Annotated in this window: 16 protein-coding genes and 1 pseudogene; 10 read left to right on the top strand and 7 right to left on the bottom strand. The window is 58.0% G+C overall.

Annotated features, from left to right (window positions below; genetic code table 11):
* Nucleotides 1–30: 30 nt before the first annotated feature.
* From ACLI4M_RS22100 to spy, 9 genes are all read left to right on the top strand, one after another.
* Nucleotides 31–786, top strand: coding sequence for a hypothetical protein (locus ACLI4M_RS22100; RefSeq protein WP_133623475.1), 756 nt, complete (start codon nt 31–33; stop codon nt 784–786).
* Nucleotides 779–961, top strand: coding sequence for a hypothetical protein (locus ACLI4M_RS22095; RefSeq protein ID WP_133623476.1), 183 nt, complete (start codon nt 779–781; stop codon nt 959–961). Before ACLI4M_RS22100 ends, ACLI4M_RS22095 begins: the two co-directional genes overlap by 8 nt.
* Nucleotides 962–1,042: 81 nt before the next feature.
* Nucleotides 1,043–1,522 carry an Hcp family type VI secretion system effector gene (locus ACLI4M_RS22090; RefSeq protein WP_133623477.1) on the top strand — a complete coding sequence of 160 codons (480 nt, stop codon included), beginning with the start codon at nt 1,043–1,045 and terminating at the stop codon, nt 1,520–1,522.
* A 424-nt stretch (nt 1,523–1,946) separates the two neighbouring features.
* The gene (locus tag ACLI4M_RS22085; protein WP_133625058.1) at nt 1,947–3,167 is read left to right on the top strand and encodes an aspartate aminotransferase family protein; all 1,221 of its coding nucleotides are present in this window, start codon (nt 1,947–1,949) and stop codon (nt 3,165–3,167) included.
* On the top strand, nt 3,164–4,198 hold the full coding sequence (gene astA / locus ACLI4M_RS22080; RefSeq protein WP_133623478.1) for an arginine N-succinyltransferase: 1,035 nt from the start codon (nt 3,164–3,166) through the stop codon (nt 4,196–4,198). The genes ACLI4M_RS22085 and astA overlap by 4 nt, the downstream gene beginning before the upstream one ends.
* Entirely contained in the window at nt 4,195–5,664 is a 1,470-nt protein-coding gene (astD, locus tag ACLI4M_RS22075) for a succinylglutamate-semialdehyde dehydrogenase (RefSeq protein ID WP_133623479.1), read from the top strand. Before astA ends, astD begins: the two co-directional genes overlap by 4 nt.
* Nucleotides 5,661–6,989 carry an N-succinylarginine dihydrolase gene (gene astB / locus ACLI4M_RS22070; protein ID WP_133623480.1) on the top strand — a complete coding sequence of 443 codons (1,329 nt, stop codon included), beginning with the start codon at nt 5,661–5,663 and terminating at the stop codon, nt 6,987–6,989. The genes astD and astB overlap by 4 nt, the downstream gene beginning before the upstream one ends.
* A gap of 73 nt (nt 6,990–7,062) precedes the next feature.
* Nucleotides 7,063–8,064 (top strand): succinylglutamate desuccinylase, encoded by a 1,002-nt coding sequence (gene astE, locus ACLI4M_RS22065; protein ID WP_133623481.1) that lies wholly within the window; start codon nt 7,063–7,065, stop codon nt 8,062–8,064.
* A gap of 314 nt (nt 8,065–8,378) precedes the next feature.
* Complete coding sequence (gene spy / locus ACLI4M_RS22060) at nt 8,379–8,870, top strand: ATP-independent periplasmic protein-refolding chaperone Spy (RefSeq protein ID WP_133623482.1); 492 nt, start codon at nt 8,379–8,381, stop codon at nt 8,868–8,870.
* Nucleotides 8,871–9,000: 130 nt separating this feature from the next.
* Here spy and cho read toward each other — a convergent pair whose 3' ends face one another.
* The 4 genes from cho to ACLI4M_RS22040 form a co-directional block, all read right to left on the bottom strand.
* Nucleotides 9,001–9,870, bottom strand: coding sequence for an excinuclease Cho (gene cho, locus ACLI4M_RS22055; protein WP_133623483.1), 870 nt, complete (start codon nt 9,868–9,870; stop codon nt 9,001–9,003).
* Between the two features lie 81 nt (nt 9,871–9,951).
* A complete protein-coding gene (gene nadE / locus ACLI4M_RS22050; protein WP_133623484.1) occupies nt 9,952–10,779 on the bottom strand; it encodes an ammonia-dependent NAD(+) synthetase in 828 nt (275 codons plus the stop codon).
* A gap of 124 nt (nt 10,780–10,903) precedes the next feature.
* A complete protein-coding gene (locus ACLI4M_RS22045) occupies nt 10,904–12,094 on the bottom strand; it encodes a multidrug effflux MFS transporter (protein WP_133623485.1) in 1,191 nt (396 codons plus the stop codon).
* Nucleotides 12,091–12,675 carry a TetR/AcrR family transcriptional regulator gene (locus ACLI4M_RS22040; RefSeq protein WP_133623486.1) on the bottom strand — a complete coding sequence of 195 codons (585 nt, stop codon included), beginning with the start codon at nt 12,673–12,675 and terminating at the stop codon, nt 12,091–12,093. Before ACLI4M_RS22040 ends, ACLI4M_RS22045 begins: the two co-directional genes overlap by 4 nt.
* 198 nt (nt 12,676–12,873) lie before the next feature.
* Here ACLI4M_RS22040 and osmE point away from each other — a divergent pair, with 198 nt between their 5' ends.
* Nucleotides 12,874–13,212, top strand: coding sequence for an osmotically-inducible lipoprotein OsmE (osmE, locus tag ACLI4M_RS22035; RefSeq protein WP_048916222.1), 339 nt, complete (start codon nt 12,874–12,876; stop codon nt 13,210–13,212).
* Between the two features lie 63 nt (nt 13,213–13,275).
* On the opposite strand, the gene ACLI4M_RS22030 is transcribed toward osmE, so the two are convergent.
* From ACLI4M_RS22030 to ACLI4M_RS22020, 3 genes and pseudogenes are all read right to left on the bottom strand, one after another.
* Nucleotides 13,276–13,683 carry a DUF6515 family protein gene (locus tag ACLI4M_RS22030; protein WP_048916221.1) on the bottom strand — a complete coding sequence of 136 codons (408 nt, stop codon included), beginning with the start codon at nt 13,681–13,683 and terminating at the stop codon, nt 13,276–13,278.
* 152 nt (nt 13,684–13,835) lie between these two features.
* Nucleotides 13,836–15,926, bottom strand: a pseudogene (gene katE, locus ACLI4M_RS22025) (catalase HPII); the annotation flags it as partial.
* 170 nt (nt 15,927–16,096) lie between these two features.
* Nucleotides 16,097–17,494, bottom strand: a complete 1,398-nt coding sequence (locus tag ACLI4M_RS22020; RefSeq protein WP_133623488.1) for an L-cystine transporter — start codon at nt 17,492–17,494, stop codon at nt 16,097–16,099.
* Nucleotides 17,495–17,498: the final 4 nt, after the last annotated feature.

Genomic DNA, 17,498 nt, shown 5'->3' with positions numbered 1-17,498 from the left:
GATAGGTTCACGCTATCTGAATGCGACACGATGAAAAAATTAACTCAACTTATTGGGGAGGTAATGATGTCTGCATCAGATCTGTTAAAACTGAAGTTTCACAGCGACAGGCAGCTTGCGCTTTATTCGGAAGCCGGGCTTAAAAACGTTATCCGTTCTGCCCAGGGCGTGGTTTCTAATGTTTACTCTGGAGTGGAGCGCGCTTCCTGGTACACCTCCTGCCTGACTGAAAGGTATGCAGATGTCTGCCAGGAATTGAAAACCGAAGATTATCGGATGTATCTCTCAATAAAATCACTCTATAGATATCGTGATGCGATCCAGTTGATGATTATGATGTACATTTCAATGGTTGTAGATGATGCAACAGGAAAAAATGAGAAAGGTACTGTCCGTAATTTAGTGCGGGTGTTTACAGAGGCTCAGGGCAATAGGTTTGTAGGTAAAACAACACGCCTTGCACTTATCTATCCTTTGGCAAAAAGTATGGCTGAGTCAAAGATATTAACTGAAAGTGTTACTGAAATAGTTTCTAAAAACATGCCTTACCTGGTGCAGGTGGCTCAAGTCTATGGCATTGAGCAGAAGGCAGCGATGGCAGCAAGAAAGCTTAAGGCTATCGAGCCTAATTATTACTGGGCTCTTTATGAGTTGCAATTAGAAATGCTCTATATTTTTGTTGACCCCATACTTAATTTTGCTGTGCAGCAGATTAGAAATAAATTACACGAGGGCGTTAGTGTTGAAGAGGCCGTAAAAATCATGGGAGATATCTTTGATGTTTAAAAGCCTGATATCAATGATTTTGTCAGAATACTTATTCCCGCTAGCCATGGTGGCTGTAGCAATGTTCTTTGGGTATTTCTTTCCAAAATACTGGCTTGTTCTTACCGCTGTAGGCTGGCTTGGCCTTGTTGTGATTTTTACCAAAATCTCAGCGCCGTTTGATAAGTTAAAGTGAACGCGTAACCAATACCCCGAAATATAGGTTGCAGAGCAGCACCCGACTTTATGGATATTTTTAACTAAGAAGGAGTTTAGCATGTCAAATCCTGCCTATTTATGGTTAGAAGATGAAGGTGGCGCGCCTATCGTCGGTGGCTCGCTGGTTAACGGGCGAGTTGGCGCGATTGAGTTAAAATCGCTAAGCCATAATCTTAATATTCCTATTGATGGCAATACCGGTCGCCTGACCGGAACCCGAGTGCACGCGCCGATTATGGTGCAAAAGGAGTTCGATAAAACCACCCCGCTGCTCTACCGGGCATTGGTGAGCGGAGCAAAGCTGAAAAGCGGGATCATTAAGCTGTATGAGATCTCTGAGGCCGGTCGGGAAATGGAATATTTCAATATCCTCCTCGATAACCTCAAAATCGTTTCAATCACGCCGGATCTCTATCCCGGAGCCTCAACGGGCACGCATTTAGAAACCATTATGCTGCGCTACGAAATCATTACGTGGAAGCACTGTAACGGAAACATTGTATTCAAAGACTCATGGAACGAGCGCATGACGGCCTGAGCGGGTAATTGACCGTTTTACAGGGTGGCAGCCTGCCACCCGTGTTGAGTTTTAACCATTCTTAACCCTCCCTCTTTTGGTGCAACTGGTTCATTTTGGTGCGCTAACTGCCTCTTTTTAAAACCTAATTCTGGCTTCGATCACATAATCGATATTTTATTTTAGCAATGCATAATTCTGCTTTTTATTGTGCGGTTAAGCCGGGCGGATCGGAATCTTATTCACTTTTTATGCATTAAGTGTGAATAGCAATTTGACGTAAGTGATTGATATACGGTTGTTCAAAATGGTTTATGCATTTTTACCGCTAGCTGGCACGCAGCGTGCAATCTACAGTAGAGCTGCAATGAATCATCTCATTAACATTTTTTAAACTTTTAATTCACCCTGCATGCAGCAGGGGATAATGAAATACGAGGCCGCTATGCAACCGTCAGTCACCCGTCAAAACTTTGATCAATGGATTGTTCCTACCTACGCACCTGCCAGCTTTGTGCCGGTCAGGGCTGAAGGGTCGACCTTATGGGATCAGGAGGGCAAGTCGTATATCGACTTTGCCGGTGGCATTGCGGTTAATGCCCTGGGCCATGCACACCCGGATCTGCAGCTGGCCCTGCAGCAGCAGGCTGCACTGCTGTGGCACACCGGCAACGGCTATACCAATGAGCCCATCCTGCGCCTGGCGAAGCAGCTGGTGGATGCCACCTTTGCCGACCGGGCGTTTTTCTGTAACTCGGGTGCGGAAGCCAACGAAGCGGCGCTGAAGCTGGCGCGTAAAGTGGCCCATGATAATGGTGCTGAAAAGAAAAATGGCATCGTGGCGTTTAACAACGCGTTTCACGGCCGCACGCTGTTCACCGTTTCTGCCGGTGGGCAGCCCGCCTACTCGAAAGATTTTGCCCCGCTGCCGGGCGGTATTCAGCACGCGGTATATAACGACCTCGCCTCCGCTGCCGCGCTGATCAGCGACAGCACCTGCGCGGTGATCGTTGAACCGATCCAGGGCGAAGGCGGTGTGGTTCCGGCGCAGCCGGCATTCCTGCGTGGCCTGCGTGAGCTGTGCGACCAGCATGGCGCGCTGCTGATTTTTGACGAAGTGCAGAGCGGCGTGGGCCGCACCGGTTCGCTGTATGCCTATATGCATTACGGCGTCACGCCGGACGTGCTGACCACCGCCAAAGCGCTGGGCGGCGGCTTCCCGATTGGTGCGATGCTGACCACCGAAACGCTGGCGGCGCACCTCAACGTTGGCAGCCACGGCACCACCTACGGCGGCAACCCGCTGGCAGGGGCGGTGGGTGGAAAAGTGATGGAGCTGATCAATCGTCCGGAGGTGATGGCCGGCGTGAAAGAGCGTCACCAGTGGTTTGTTGACGGCCTCAACGAGATTAACCAGCGCCTGCATCTGTTCACTGAGGTGCGTGGCCTCGGCCTGCTGATCGGCTGCGTGCTCAACCAGGATTACCAGGGTAAGGCTAAGCAGATCAATCAGGCGGCGGCCAGCGAAGGGCTGATGGTACTGATTGCCGGAGCCAACGTGGTGCGTTTTGCGCCGTCGCTGATTATCACCCGCGAGGAAGTGACCGAAGGGCTGGCACGCTTTGAACGCGCCTGCCGTACGCTCACTGAAGGAGCCGGCCTATGATGTTTATTCGTCCCGTTGAACGAGACGATCTGGCGCAGCTGATGCACCTCGCCGGCAAAACCGGCGGGGGACTGACCTCACTGCCTGCCGACAGCGACACGCTGTCGGCGCGTATCGAACGTTCGATTTTGACCTGGCAGGGTAAACTGCCGCGTGCAGAACAGGGATACGTTTTTGTGCTGGCCGACAGTGAGAGCCAGAAAGCCGTCGGGATCTGCGCGATTGAAGTGGCGGTTGGCCTGCAGGACCCGTGGTACAACTTTCGCGTCGGCACCCAGGTGCACGCCTCGAAAGAGCTGAACGTCTACAACATGCTGCCGACGCTGTCGCTCAGCAACGACCATACCGGCAGCAGCGAACTCTGTACGCTGTTCCTCGACCCGGACTACCGCAACGGTAAAAACGGTTACCTGTTATCTAAATCGCGCTTTCTGTTTATGGCCGGCTTTCGCCAGCATTTTATGCAAAAAGTGGTTGCGGAGATGCGCGGCTGGATTGATGACGCAGGGGTTTCACCGTTCTGGGACAGCGTCGGCAGCCGCTTCTTCTCCATGTCCTTTGCCGATGCCGACTATCTGTGCGGCACCGGGCAGAAGGCGTTTATCGCCGAACTGATGCCGAAGCATCCGCTTTATATCGACTACCTGACGGAAGAAGCGCGTGAGGTGATCGGCAAGGTTCACCCGCAAACGGCTCCGGCGCGTGCCGTGCTGGAAGCCGAGGGTTTTCAGTTCCAGAACTACGTCGACATTTTCGACGGCGGCCCGACGCTGGAGTGCGACATTGACCGCGTACGGGCGATTCGTAAAAGCCACCACATGACGGCGCGCATCGACCAGCAGCAGGACGAACAGCTGCCGCTGTGCCTGGTATCGAATGAAAACTATCAGCAGTTTCGCGCGATCCTGCTGCCTGCCGATGCAGAGGCAGAGAGCATCAGCATTACGCCAGAACAGGCAGACATTTTGCTGTGCCAGCCGGGCGATAAGCTGCGGGTGGTGACACTTTTTCGTGAGGAGAAAAAAGCATGACGCACTGTATTAACGGCCAGTGGCTGATCGGCGGCGGCGACAACATCACTAAAACCGATCCGGTACACGGCGAGCTGCTGTGGCAGGGTAAAGCCGCCAGCGCCGGGCAGGTGACCGACGCCTGTGCCGCGGCCCGGGCTGCGTTTCCAGCGTGGGCGCGCCGCCCGTTCTCCGAGCGTCAGGCAATTGCCGAGAAATTTGCCGTTTTGCTGGAAAAAAGCAAAGTGGAGCTGAGCGAGGCGATCTCGCGCGAAACCGGCAAGCCGCGCTGGGAAACCCAGACCGAAGTTCAGGCGATGATCAATAAAGTGGCGATCTCCGTGCGCGCCTATCATCAGCGCACCGGCGAGCAGAATGGCGCCGACAGCTCACTGCGCCACCGTCCGCACGGGGTGATGGCGGTATTCGGCCCGTATAACTTCCCCGGACATCTGCCGAATGGGCATATCGTGCCAGCGCTGCTGGCGGGCAACTGCGTGGTGTTCAAACCGAGCGAGCTGACGCCGCTGACGGCGGAGATCACCGTGCGGCTGTGGCTGAGTGCCGGGCTGCCGGGTGGCGTGCTGAATATGGTACAGGGCGGGCGCGAAACCGGCCAGGCGCTGTCGCAGGAGCCGCAGGTGGACGGCGTGCTGTTTACCGGCAGTGCGGCAACCGGCTATCAGCTGCACCGTCAGCTGGCGGGGCAGCCTGCTAAAATGCTGGCGCTGGAGATGGGCGGCAACAATCCGCTGATCGTCGAAGATCCTGATGATATCGACGGCGCGGTGCATATCGCCATTCAGTCGGCGTTTATCAGCGCCGGGCAGCGCTGCACCTGTGCGCGCCGTCTGCTGGTGAAGCGCGGCGCGGCGGGGGATGCCTTCCTGCAACGCCTGGTTGAAGTGGCGGCAAAAATTCGCAGCGGAAGCTGGAATGCCGAGCCGCAGCCCTTTATGGGCAGCGTGATCTCGCTGCAGGCCGCTGAGAAGATCTACAGCGAATGGCAGGCACGCATCGATAGCGGCGGCAAAGTGCTGCTGGCGATGCAGTGGCCGCAGCGCGACAGCGCGATCCTGACGCCGGGCATTATTGACGTGACCGATGTTGCCAGCCTGCCGGATGAAGAGGTGTTCGGGCCGCTGCTGACGGTGATCCGCTATGACGATTTCGACCAGGCGATCCGCATTGCTAATAACACCCGCTACGGCCTGGCCTGCGGGCTGATCTCCCCACAGCGTGAGAAGTTTGAGCGGCTGCTGATTGAAGCGCGCGCCGGGATCGTGAACTGGAATAAACCGCTGACCGGGGCAGCCAGTACCGCGCCATTCGGCGGCATCGGCGCTTCCGGCAACCACCGCGCCAGCGCCTGGTACGCCGCAGACTACTGCGCCTGGCCGATGGCCTCGCTGGAGTCCAGCGATCTGTCGCTGCCTGCCACTCTGTCACCGGGCCTCGATTTTAGCGATGCGGGAGGTGCCCGATGAGCGCACGTGAAGTCAACTTTGACGGCCTGCCGGGGCTGACCCACCACTATGCCGGGCTGTCGTTTGGCAATGAAGCCTCAACCCGCAACCAGCACCAGCTCTCTAACCCGAAGCTGGCGGCGCTGCAGGGCTTGATGAAGATGAAAGCGCTGGCGGATATGGGCTTTGCCCAGGGGGTGATCCCGCCGCACGAGCGGCCAAATATTGCAGCCCTGCGCCAGATTGGTTTCAGCGGCAGCGATGCGCAGGTGCTGGCGCAGGCGGCAAAACAGGCGCCGCAGCTGCTTTCTGCCGCCAGCTCGGCGTCGGCGATGTGGGTCGCCAATGCCGCGACCGTATCCCCTTCAGCGGACAGCGCCGACGGTCGCGTGCATCTCACCGTGGCCAACCTGAACAATAAGTTTCATCGCGCGATAGAAGCCCCTACCACGGCGGCGCTGCTGCGCGCCATTTTCCGCGATCGTGACCACTTCAGCGTGCACGATGCGCTGCCGCAGGTGGCGATGTTTGGTGACGAGGGCGCGGCCAACCACAACCGCTTTGGCAACGGCTACGGCGAGCCGGGCGTGCAGCTGTTTGTCTACGGGCGCGCAGAGCGCAGTGGCGAGGTGGCTCCCGTGCGTTACCCGGCGCGCCAGACGCTGGAGGCCAGTGAAGCCGTGGCGCGGCTGCATCAGCTTGATGCGGCCCGCACCGTGTTTGCTCAGCAAAATCCGGCGGTGATCGACCAGGGGGTGTTCCACAATGATGTGATTGCCGTCAGCAACCAGCAGGCGCTGTTTTGCCATCAGCAGGCCTTTGTGAATCAGCCGCAGCTGCTGGCGGAGCTGGGAGCGAAAGTGCCGGGCTTCAGCGCCATCGAAGTTCCTGCCAGCCGGGTTAGCGTGGCCGATGCGGTGGCAACGTACCTGTTTAACAGCCAGCTGTTGAGCAAGCCGGACGGCAAAATGCTGCTGGTGCTGCCGGAAGAGGCGCGCCGCCATGCGGGCGTCTGGGCGTATCTCAGCGAGCTGGTCACCAGCGGCGGCTTGATTGATGAACTGAAAGTATTCGACCTGCGCGAAAGTATGTGCAACGGCGGCGGCCCGGCCTGTCTGCGCCTGCGCGTGGTGCTGAACGAGCGGCAGCAGGCGGCGGTCAATCCGGCGGTGATGATGAACGACCAGCTGTTCGCCACGCTCAACGGCTGGGTAGAGCGCCACTACCGCGATCGGCTGTCGCAGGCTGACCTCGCCGACCCGCAATTGCTGCGCGAAGGACGTGAAGCTCTCGATGAGCTGACGAAGCTGCTAAACTTAGGCAATGTTTACCGTTTTCAGCAGTAACGCGATGATCGCAGGGCCGGAGATCAGCTCCGGCCTGTCAGGGCTGAACGGCGATTGATTCTAAGGAGTATCGATGCAGGACTTCCTCACCACCACGCTAAACGGGCAAACCCCCTCCGCGCCTGAGGGGCGTAATGAGCATCTCAGCTGGCGCTGGATCGATGAGGGGATTGTTGAACTGACCCCGACCCAACCGGCGACCATGGCACTGGTGGTCTCAGCCGGGATCCACGGCAACGAAACGGCACCGGTGGAAATTGTTGAGCCGCTGCTGGACGCTCTGCTACGCGGCGAGCGGCCGCTGCAGACGCGTCTGCTGGTGATTTATGGTAATCCGGCAGCGCTGCGGCGCAATAAGCGCTATCTGCACGGCGATATGAACCGGATGTTTGGCGGCCGCTGGCAGCAGTATGAAGACTGTCCGGAAGCGCGCCGCGCCTGGCGACTGGAGCAGGCGATGGAGAACTTCTGGCAGGCCGGCGAGTACGAAGAGGTGCGCTGGCATATTGATATGCACACCGCAATCCGCGGCTCATGGCATACGCGCTTTGGCGTGCTGCCGCTGCGCGACACGCCGTGGCCGGACGATTTTATGGCATGGCTGGGCGTTGCCGGACTGGAGGCGCTGGTGTTCCACCGCGCGCCGGGCGGCACCTTTACCCACTACAGCAGCCAGCATTTTCAGGCTGCCAGCTGCACGCTGGAGCTGGGTAAAGCACTGCCGTTTGGCCAGAACGACCTCAGCCAGTTCAGCGCCGCCCGCGAGGCGCTGAGCGCGCTGATTTGCGGGGGTGAACTGCCTGCCGTCGCTGAGGCGCCGCGCCGCTATCGGGTCTCCCAGCAGATCACCCGTTTGTCGGAGAGCTTTGTGCTGCATATGAGCGATGACACGCTGAACTTCACCGTTTTCCCACAGGGCACGCTGCTGGCGGAAGATGGCGAGAAGCGTTATTTTGTCCAGCAGGCGCGGGAGTATGTGCTGTTCCCTAATCCCAACGTCGCGGTCGGCCTGCGAGCCGGGCTGATGCTGGTCGAAGATAATGCGCATAATGAGGCGCTGGGCTCGACGCCGTAAGCGGAAGGTGAGCCGCCCCGTGGCGGCTCTGGCAGGCAATTGCCAGTCGCCGCAAATGGGTTAACTTTTTCCTTTCGCTATCCTGCCGCACGGATTACACTCCTCCATAATTTCTGCATAAACCTGTGCAAATTCATATTCTTTTGCAATTCCTCACCGTAATCTTCGCATTCTCTTCATGATTGACGTGAAATTGTCTTTTATGCTTTCAGGGCTTTACTGACGCTCTGACTACTTGACGTTCAGCGCCGTAAACTTGCTTCCGACATCACGACAATCGCGTCGTCATTGAACTGAAAAGTAAGGACTATATTATGCGTAAATTAACCTCTGTTTTTGTTGCCGCTTCACTGGCTCTGGGTGCTGCAAATATCGTTCATGCAGCCGCTGATACTCTGACGCCACCGCCGGCGGGTGCCGACAAGCCGATGACGCATAAGCCGCCGCGTCACGGTGGTATGCAACACGAGATGTTTAAAGGACTGAATCTGACGGACGCGCAGAAACAACAGATGCGCACCATCATGAAAGAGTCACACAAAGAGATGAAGCGCCCGTCGCTGGAAGAGCGCCGCGCAGCACATAACATTATCGCCTCCGACAGCTTCGACAAGGCGAAGGCAGAAGCGCAGGCTGAACAGATGTCTGCCAACGGCAAAGCGCGGGCAATGTCGATGCTGGAGACGCAGAACAAGCTGTATAACGTGCTGACTCCTGAGCAGAAAAAACAGTTTAATCAGAACTTTGAGAAACGTCTGACTGAAAAGCCGCACCATGAAGGTAAAATGGCGCCTGCAGAAGAGTAAATCCGCTAGTTTCAACGGGGTGAGGGATGCCTGCCCCGTTTGAGCCGGGATGGCTGCAAAAAATCTGAGACCGCCGACGTTGCCCACACCGCCTGAATGGCCGTGGTCACCGTCGGCGGTTTTGTTTTGTTCAGGCGCCGGGTAGAGGGATGATCGGCAGGCTGCCTTTCAGCAGCGGCTTGCAGAGGATCTTATAACCATCGCTGTCAAATCCGGGCGGGGTGGTGCACAGGGCGGCGGCATCCGCCAGATCGCTGACTGAACCGAGGTAGAGCCAGTTATTGATCACATGTATCTGCTGCTGGCTGACGCCCTTTTCCACCACGGCCACGGCACCCGGCCATGGCCAGCACTGCAGGCGCACGGCGTCCAGCGCCGCCAGCAGGCGCTGCTGGTGCGCCTCCAGTGACTCTTCCCCACAGCAGGCTCCGGCGCAGCGTTTCAGGCTGTAGCGGAAGCAGGCGCGACCTTTCGTCAGCGTTTCCAGCCCCAGCAGGCCGTAACAGAGCCGCTGCTCGTCGGCAATTTTTTGCAGGGTGTCCAGCGCGGCGCGGCGGCTGGCATACAGGCCGAACAGATCCGGCGTGTGCGAGAAGTCGACCTCTTTGGCATACACCACCTGCGGGCGCCCGGCGCGGATCTGCAGCGCGCACAGCTGGCGGTTTTTACGCAGGCGTTTATTGAACAGCGGCTGCTGCAGTTTGATCATCTGCGCTTCCAGCAGCAGGGCGCCCAGCTCACCGGCGGTAGGGATAAAACTGATGCGCGTCGCCTGGCGCAGCATGCGTGCCTCATCAGGGGTGCGCAGATGCGACAGCACCCGGCTGCGGATATTGACGCTTTTACCGATATACAGCGGCAGGGTTTCGCTTTCACCATGAAAAATATAGACGCCGGGCAGGGTGGGCAGGGATTCCAGCCACGGACGCAGCTGTTCCGGATACTGGTAGATTGCGGCGGGTTCAAACTCAAGGCGATGACTGGCTATTCTTCTGGCCACTAAAAACTCCGGCTACTGTGTATGCGCACAGTATAGCAGGAGTTTTCGCGTAAGGAATAACCGGTGAAAAGGCCGAAGGTGTTAACGTTTCCAGAAATCGTCAAACACCGTGATCGGCGGGCGGCGTTTATGTTCGGTTTTCAGATACCAGTTCTCGATGGTTTTCGCTGCCGCCGGGTCGATAGTTTGCCCTTCCAGATAGCGGTCGATCATCTCATAGGTCACGCCCAGCGCCACTTCATCCTGCAGGCCCGGACGATCGTCTTCAAGGTCGGCGGTGGGGTGCTTCAGATAGAGGTGCTCCGGGCAGCCCAGCGCTTTCAGCAGCTGCTTACCCTGGCCTTTGTGCAGGCGGAAGATCGGATTGATATCGGTGCCGCCATCGCCGTATTTGGTAAAGAAGCCAGTGACGGCTTCCGCCGCGTGGTCGGTGCCGACCACCACGCCGGAGGTCATACCGGCAATGTTGTACTGGGTTTTCATGCGCTCGCGCGCTTTATCGTTGCCGCGAATAAAATCGGAAAGCGTGATTCCGGCATCGCGCAGCGCCTGCTCGCTGGCCTGCACCGCTGCCTTGATGTTCACCGTCAGCACGCGGTCGGGCTGGATAAACGCAATGGCGTCCTGGCAGTCCTGCTCGTCGGCCTGTACGCCGTGCGGCAGGCGCACCGCGATAAACTGGTAGCTGCCGTCGCCGGTTTCAGCCCGCAGTTCGTTAATGGCGATCTGGCACAGCTTACCCGTCAGGGTAGAGTCCTGACCGCCGCTGATGCCCAGCACCAGCGACTTCAGGAACGGATACGTTTTCAGATAGGATTTAAGAAATTCAACGCTGGTGCGAATTTCTGCCTGAGCATCAATAGTGGGCTTGACGCCCAGCGCCGCGATAATGTCCTGTTGCAGAGCCATTTACCTCTCCTCATTTTCAGCGCCGACTGGCGGCGACGGTGTGCAATTTATCTGTTTAAGCTAACGTGCCCGGCGCGAAACCACAACAATCAATACGTTACTCTCTGCACCGGGTCTGATTGGGTCAGGCTGTTTTCGCTTTCTGTGCCAGCAGATTGAACATCAGAATCGCCAGCATATAACAGCCAAAGATGGTGGCGCTCATGGTCAGTACCGAGGTGCCACCGATACCGGTAACCGGAACGCTGATGCCACCCAGGGTAAACATGGTGACGCCAATTACGGCCGAGGCGCTGCCGGCACGGTGCCCCTGGCTCTGCATCGCCAGCGAGGCGGCGGTAACGGAGATCACGCCGTTGCTTGCCACGCTGAAGAACAGCGCCACCAGTACCAGCGGCAGGCTCGCACTGCTTAGCCCCGCCACCAGCAGGCTGCCGGAAGAGATGAACGCCAGCACCAGGCCGCCTTTCAGCACGCGGTACTCGCCCCACAGTGGGCTGAGGCGGGCACTTACCTGTGATGCAATAATCAGGCCGACCCCATTGGCGGCGAAGCAGAAGCTGAATGCCTGAGGGGAAAGCTGGTAGATCTGCTGCAGGACGAACGGCGATGCGCCGATATAGGCGAACATGCCCGACATCATAAAGCCCTGCGTCAGGCAGAAGCCCATAAATGGGCGATGGGTGACCACCTGGCCGAGGGCCGCCCACGCCGAGAACAGACTGCCCTGGCTGCGGCGCGCAGCGGGCAGGGTCTCATGCAGCTTGAGGCGTGCCAGCACAAACAGCAGCACGGCAATCGCCGCCAGCACCATAAACAGCCCGCGCCAGTCGAGAAACGCCATCAGCGCGCCGCCCAGCACTGGTGCAGCAATCGGCGCCAGGCCGTTGACCAGCATCAGTAGCGCAAAGAATTTGGTCAGCTCATGGCCGCTGTACATATCGCGGGCAATGGCGCGCGACAGCACCGCACCGCCAGCCCCGGACAGCCCTTCAAACAGCCGCGCCAGCAGCAGCTGATGGATATCCTGCGCCAGCGCACAGCCAATGGAGGCCACCAGCAATAGCACCAGCGACAGCAGCAGCGGGCGGATACGGCCATATTTATCGCTCAGCGGGCCGAAAAACAGCTGGCCTAAGCCGAGGCCGAGCAGGCCGGCGGTCAGGCTCAGCTGTGCCGTGGCGGTCGGGGTGTGCAGGTCTTTAGCCAGTTCCGGCAGCGCGGGCAGGTAGAGATCGATGCAGAGCGGGCCAAGCGCCGCCAGCAGGCCGAGCGTGATGGCATAGCCAAGACGTTTGGGATGAGCAGGTGTCATGATTCCTCTGATTTGAAAAGAAGGTCGTTAATTTGCTGATAAAGGGTATAGAGACGTTGTGCCGACGCTTTCTGCGGCGTGATGCGGCGGTAAGAGGTGCCTTCCACCATCACGGCGAGGATCTCAACCGAGGCGCGAACCCGCTCGGGGCTGAACTCAGGATGTTCAGCCGCCACTTTGCAGCAGGCCTGGGTGAACATGCGCTGATCGGCATCGGCCATCATCTGTGCCACTCGCGGGTTGCGCGTGGCTTCGGCGGCAACCTCGATCATCAGGGCTTCATCCTCTTCATTCAGCACCCTGCGCCACGCCAGCAGCTCGGGCAGGTGGACGTTGCCGCTGGTGGAGATCATCTCCTGCAGGCGGTGGTCGATAATGCGGCGGATGATCTCTTCGATAATCGCATCTTTATTGATGAAGTAGCGATAGATTTGCCCCACGCTGAGCCGCGCTTCCAGCGCCAGCTGCGACATGCTGGCGGCATGAAAACCATGCTGGCGAAAACAGCGGCGGGCAGCGGAGATAATCTCGTCCTGGCGCAGACGGTGGCGCGCCTCGCGTGCTTCTACTTGTGAGCTCATCGGCCCTCCGCCTGGGGGTGAGTGACCCATAACAGCCAGTAAGCTTCAGCCGTTACAGGAATGCGAATGTTCATTCTCAAGGGCTGCATTATAGGCGTGGAGCAGAGAGATCGATATTAATTTGACGCCATAAAGTTGATAAATCTGCATTTATATTCCAGGCTTAGAGCTACATGGACAATAAATGAGGAAGAATAAATGCGTAAGTTGACGGGATTGATTGGTGCTGCTGTTGCCCTGGCCGTGTTGTCTGGCTGTACTGCCTACGACCGGGCGGAAAGTTATGTCACCAAACCTGTAGTGCAGGACGTGAAAAAAGGGATGACCCGCCAGCAGGTGCGTGACATCGCCGGCCCACCTTCTACCGAAATTACCATGGTCCACGCTCGCGGCACCTGCCAGACGTATGTGCTGGGCGAACGTGACGGTAAACAGCAGACTTACTTTGTCAGCTATAGCGACACCGGCCGTGTGATGAACTACGGCTTCCAGAGCTGCAAAGATTACGATACCGACCCGCAGGCTACCACCAAGTAACTGTTGGTTACGTAAAAAAAACGGTCACCGCGGTGACCGTTTTTTTTTGTCATTTTTAGCAAGTTACAGACCCGGCGGCCGTGGAACTTCCAGATATTCACCGTTGATGCTGCGGCGGTAGTAATGGCCGTCCTGCACGTAAAATCGCTCACCGTTGTAATCCAGCGCGCGCATGTCGTCGTAACTGTCACGGTAATGTTCCACCGGGCGGTCAACCACCACATAGGTGTTATCGTTCTGGCGCTGGTAGTAGTTGCCGTTAAGCACATAGTAAGTCAGGCCGCCAATCAGCACCGCAGCGGCAGCACCGGGCAGAAACGATAAGCGCCCGGGTCCGTGGCCGCCGTGCCAGCCGCCGTCGCCATGATGCCAGCCCGGACCGGGGCCGGGACCCCAGCCGCCGGGATGGGCCGATGCCAGCGCCGGGGTAAGCAGCGATAAGGCGAAAAGTGTGGTTATCACCTTTTTCATAAGCATTCTCCTGGTTCATACCGGGTTCAGCATCTTCCTTACCCGGGATAAATACAAGCGCCAACCCCTCGCCATTTGCCGCTGCTTACAGCGCTTAACGTTTCCTTTACCTGACCGCCACGATTGCCCTCAGATTGTGATGAGCAGGGCGCTTACGCCGGGACGCTGAGCGCTTTCTGGCTGCGTGACCAGATACGGTGAGCAGCCAGCGCGGCCAGGAATTCGCTCATCAACACCCCCTCAGTTTTACTGTCGCAGATGATGCCCTCTTCTTCATCTTCGTCAGCCAGCCCGAACTGTGCCTTAAAGCGCCGTGCGTTGCCGCTCAGCCCGATCACTTTCAGGTGCTTGTAGGCTTCCAGCAGGAAATAACAGGCATCGCCGCGCAGCAGCAGGGCATCGATGTTGCCATCGGGCACCAGCACCGCGTCAAACGTCAGCGAAGGCAGGCCGCTGAAGGTAGCATCCACGGTCAGCGTCGAGCCGTCATCCGCGTGAACCTCGCCCATGTGCGCCGCCAGCAATTTGGCATGCACCCCGTGATTTTTCAGCTCCTGCAGCGCAGCCAGCGTATCGGCCGCGTTGAAACCATTGCTCAGCAGCAGCGCCACCTTGCGGCCTTTAATGCTGCCGCTTGGCACCGCATACAGGCTGAGGCTGGCATCTTTTTTCAGGCCATTGACGTCCTTTGGTGGTGCCGTCTGCAGCTGCTGTTCGGAAAGGGTCAGGCCAAGGTTCTCCGCCACGCTGTTCGCCAGCGAAATATCGATATGCACCAGCTGGTCCACCACGCGCTCGCGAATGTAGGCGCGGCCAACTTTGCTTAGCTCGAAGGAGAAAGCATCGACGATATGCTGCTGTTCCACCGGCGTCTGACTCTGCCAGAACAGGCGCGGCTGCGAGTAGTGCTCCTCAAAAGAGGGGCTGCGCTCGCGCACTTTATGCCCTTCAATACGCTCCTGATAGCTCTCAAAACCGCCGCGCTGTGGCGCGGGTGGCGTTTCGCGCGGCCAGTTGTCGTTGATCGAGTTGGGTTCGTAGTTGGCCGGGTTAGTATCGATCTCCATACGGTGCATGCCCTGGCGCTGGAAGTTGTGGTACGGGCAGACCGGGCGGTTAATCGGAATTTCATGGAAGTTCGGGCCGCCAAGACGGCTGATCTGGGTATCGGTGTAGGAGAACAGGCGCCCCTGCAGCAGCGGGTCGTTGCTGAAATCCATTCCCGGTACGATATGACCCGGGTGGAAGGCCACCTGCTCGGTTTCGGCGAAAAAGTTATCCGGGTTGCGGTTGAGCACCATTTTGCCAATCAGCTGCACCGGCACCAGCTCTTCAGGGATCAGCTTGGTGGCATCCAGCAGGTCAAAATCGAAGTTGAATTCGTCAGCCTCGGGAATAAGCTGCACGCCCAGCTCATATTCCGGGAAGTCTCCCGCTTCGATCGCTTCCCACAGGTCGCGGCGGTGGAAGTCGGGATCGCGGCCGGTCAGCTTTTGTGACTCGTCCCACAGCAGCGAGGCTTTACCCGCCACCGGCTTCCAGTGGAAGCGCACAAACGTCCCTTTCCCTTCGGCGTTGATAAAGCGGAAGGTGTGAATGCCAAAACCTTCCATGGTGCGGTAGCTGCGCGGAATGCCGCGATCGGACATCGCCCAGATGACGTTGTGCAGGGTTTCTGGCTGCAGGGAAACATAATCCCAGAAGGTGTCGTGGGCGCTTTGCCCCTGCGGCATCTCATTGTTCGGCTCTGGTTTTACCGCGTGGACAAAATCAGGGAACTTATGCGCATCCTGGATAAAGAACACCGGGGTATTGTTGCCCACCAGGTCGAAAACGCCTTCCTCCGTATAGAACTTGGTGGCCCAGCCGCGGATGTCACGCACGGTATCGGCGGAACCCGCGCCGCCCTGCACCGTGGAGAAGCGGACAAATACTGGCGTGACGCTTTCCGGGGAGCGCAGAAAGTCCGCTTTGGTAACCTCGCTCATGTCGCGATAGGTTTGAAAGTAGCCGTGTGCCGCAGAGCCGCGCGCATGGACAATACGCTCCGGGATGCGCTCGTGGTCAAAGTGGGTGATCTTCTCACGCATGATGAAGTCTTCCAGCAGCGTCGGTCCGCGCGTTCCGGCACGCAGTGAGTTCTGGTCATCGGCGATGCGAGTACCCTGATTGGTGGTCAGTGGTTGTTCCATTCCATTTTTGCGAAAGGGTTCCAGCGCAGCCACTTTGGCGTTGTCAGGGGCGGTAGTGGGCTTCTGCTGCTGCGGTTTGTGTTCTTTCGGCATGACTCATCTACTCCAGTTGCTGTCGTTTTAGGGCAACAGTAACTATAGAACAGTGAGGGATATACGCCCGTTAAATGCAGGGATATGACGAAATGAGGCGGGCCGGCAAGTGCCGACCCGCAGGAGGATTAACGATGTGCCAGTTCGGCTTCGCTGTCTGAGTCGGTGTTCATAATCGCTTTATCAGTCTGCTTCAGCCACTGGCTGGTCAGCGTACCGGCAGTCATGGAACCGTTGACGTTGAGCGCGGTGCGGCCCATATCAATCAGCGGCTCGATGGAGATCAGCAGGGCCACCAGCGTGACCGGCAGGCCCATCGCAGGCAGAACGATCAGCGCAGCGAAGGTCGCGCCACCGCCGACGCCGGCAACGCCCGCAGAGCTGAGGGTCACGATGCCGATCAGCGTGGCAATCCACATCGGGTCAAACGGGTTGATGCCCACGGTTGGCGCCACCATTACCGCCAGCATGGTCGGGTAAAGACCGGCACAGCCGTTCTGACCAATGGTGGCACCAAAGGATGCCGCAAAGCTGGCAATCGACTCTGGAATACCCAGACGACGAGTTTGCGCTTCCACGCTCAGCGGAATAGTCGCGGCGCTGGAGCGGCTGGTGAAGGCAAAGGTGATAACCGGCCACACTTTACGGAAGAAGCGCAGCGGATTCACGCCGTTGACCGACAGCAGCAGGGCATGCACGGCAAACATAATCGCCAGGCCGAGGTAGGAGGCCAGCACGAAGCTGCCAAGCTTGATGATGTCGCTCAGGTTAGAGGTTGCCACCACTTTGGTCATCAGCGCCAGCACGCCGTAAGGCGTCAGCTTCATGATCAGGCGCACCAGCTTCATCACCCAGGACTGCAGCGTATCGATGGCTTTCAGCACGCGCTGGCCCTTTTCGACATCATCCTTCAGCAGCTGCAGAGCCGCCACGCCCAGGAAGGCGGAGAAGATCACTACGCTGATGATCGAAGTAGGGTTGGCACCGGTCAGGTCGGCAAACGGGTTTTTCGGTACAAAGGAGAGCAGCAGCTGCGGCGCGCTGAGATCGGCGACCTTGCCGACATAGCTGCTCTGAATGGCCGCAAGGCGTGCGCTTTCCTGCGCGCCCTGCACCAGGCCACCGGCGTTGAGGCCGAACAGCCAGGTGACGAATACGCCAACCGCGGCGGCAATGGCGGTGGTGAACAGCAGCACGCCAATGGTCAGTACGCTGATTTTACCCAGCGATGAGGCGTTATGCAGACGGGCTACGGCGCTGAGAATCGATGCGAACACCAGCGGCATCACAATCATCTGCAGCAGCTGAACGTAACCGCCGCCGACCAGGTTAAACCAGCTGACAGACTCTTTGATAACCGGGCTGTTTTCGCCGTAAATGGTGTGCAGCGCGAGGCCAAACAGTACGCCGACCACCAGGCCGAACAGCACTTTCTTCGACAGGCTCCAGCCGGTGCGGCCGGTTTTTGCTACCAGCAGCAGCAGCGCCACGAACGCTACCAGGTTAATAATTAGCGGAAAATTCATTTCC

The organism is Erwinia sp. LJJL01 (assembly GCF_047300805.2).
Classification (GTDB): domain Bacteria; phylum Pseudomonadota; class Gammaproteobacteria; order Enterobacterales; family Enterobacteriaceae; genus Erwinia; species Erwinia aphidicola.
This window is presented reverse-complemented; position numbering and strand designations above follow the sequence as displayed.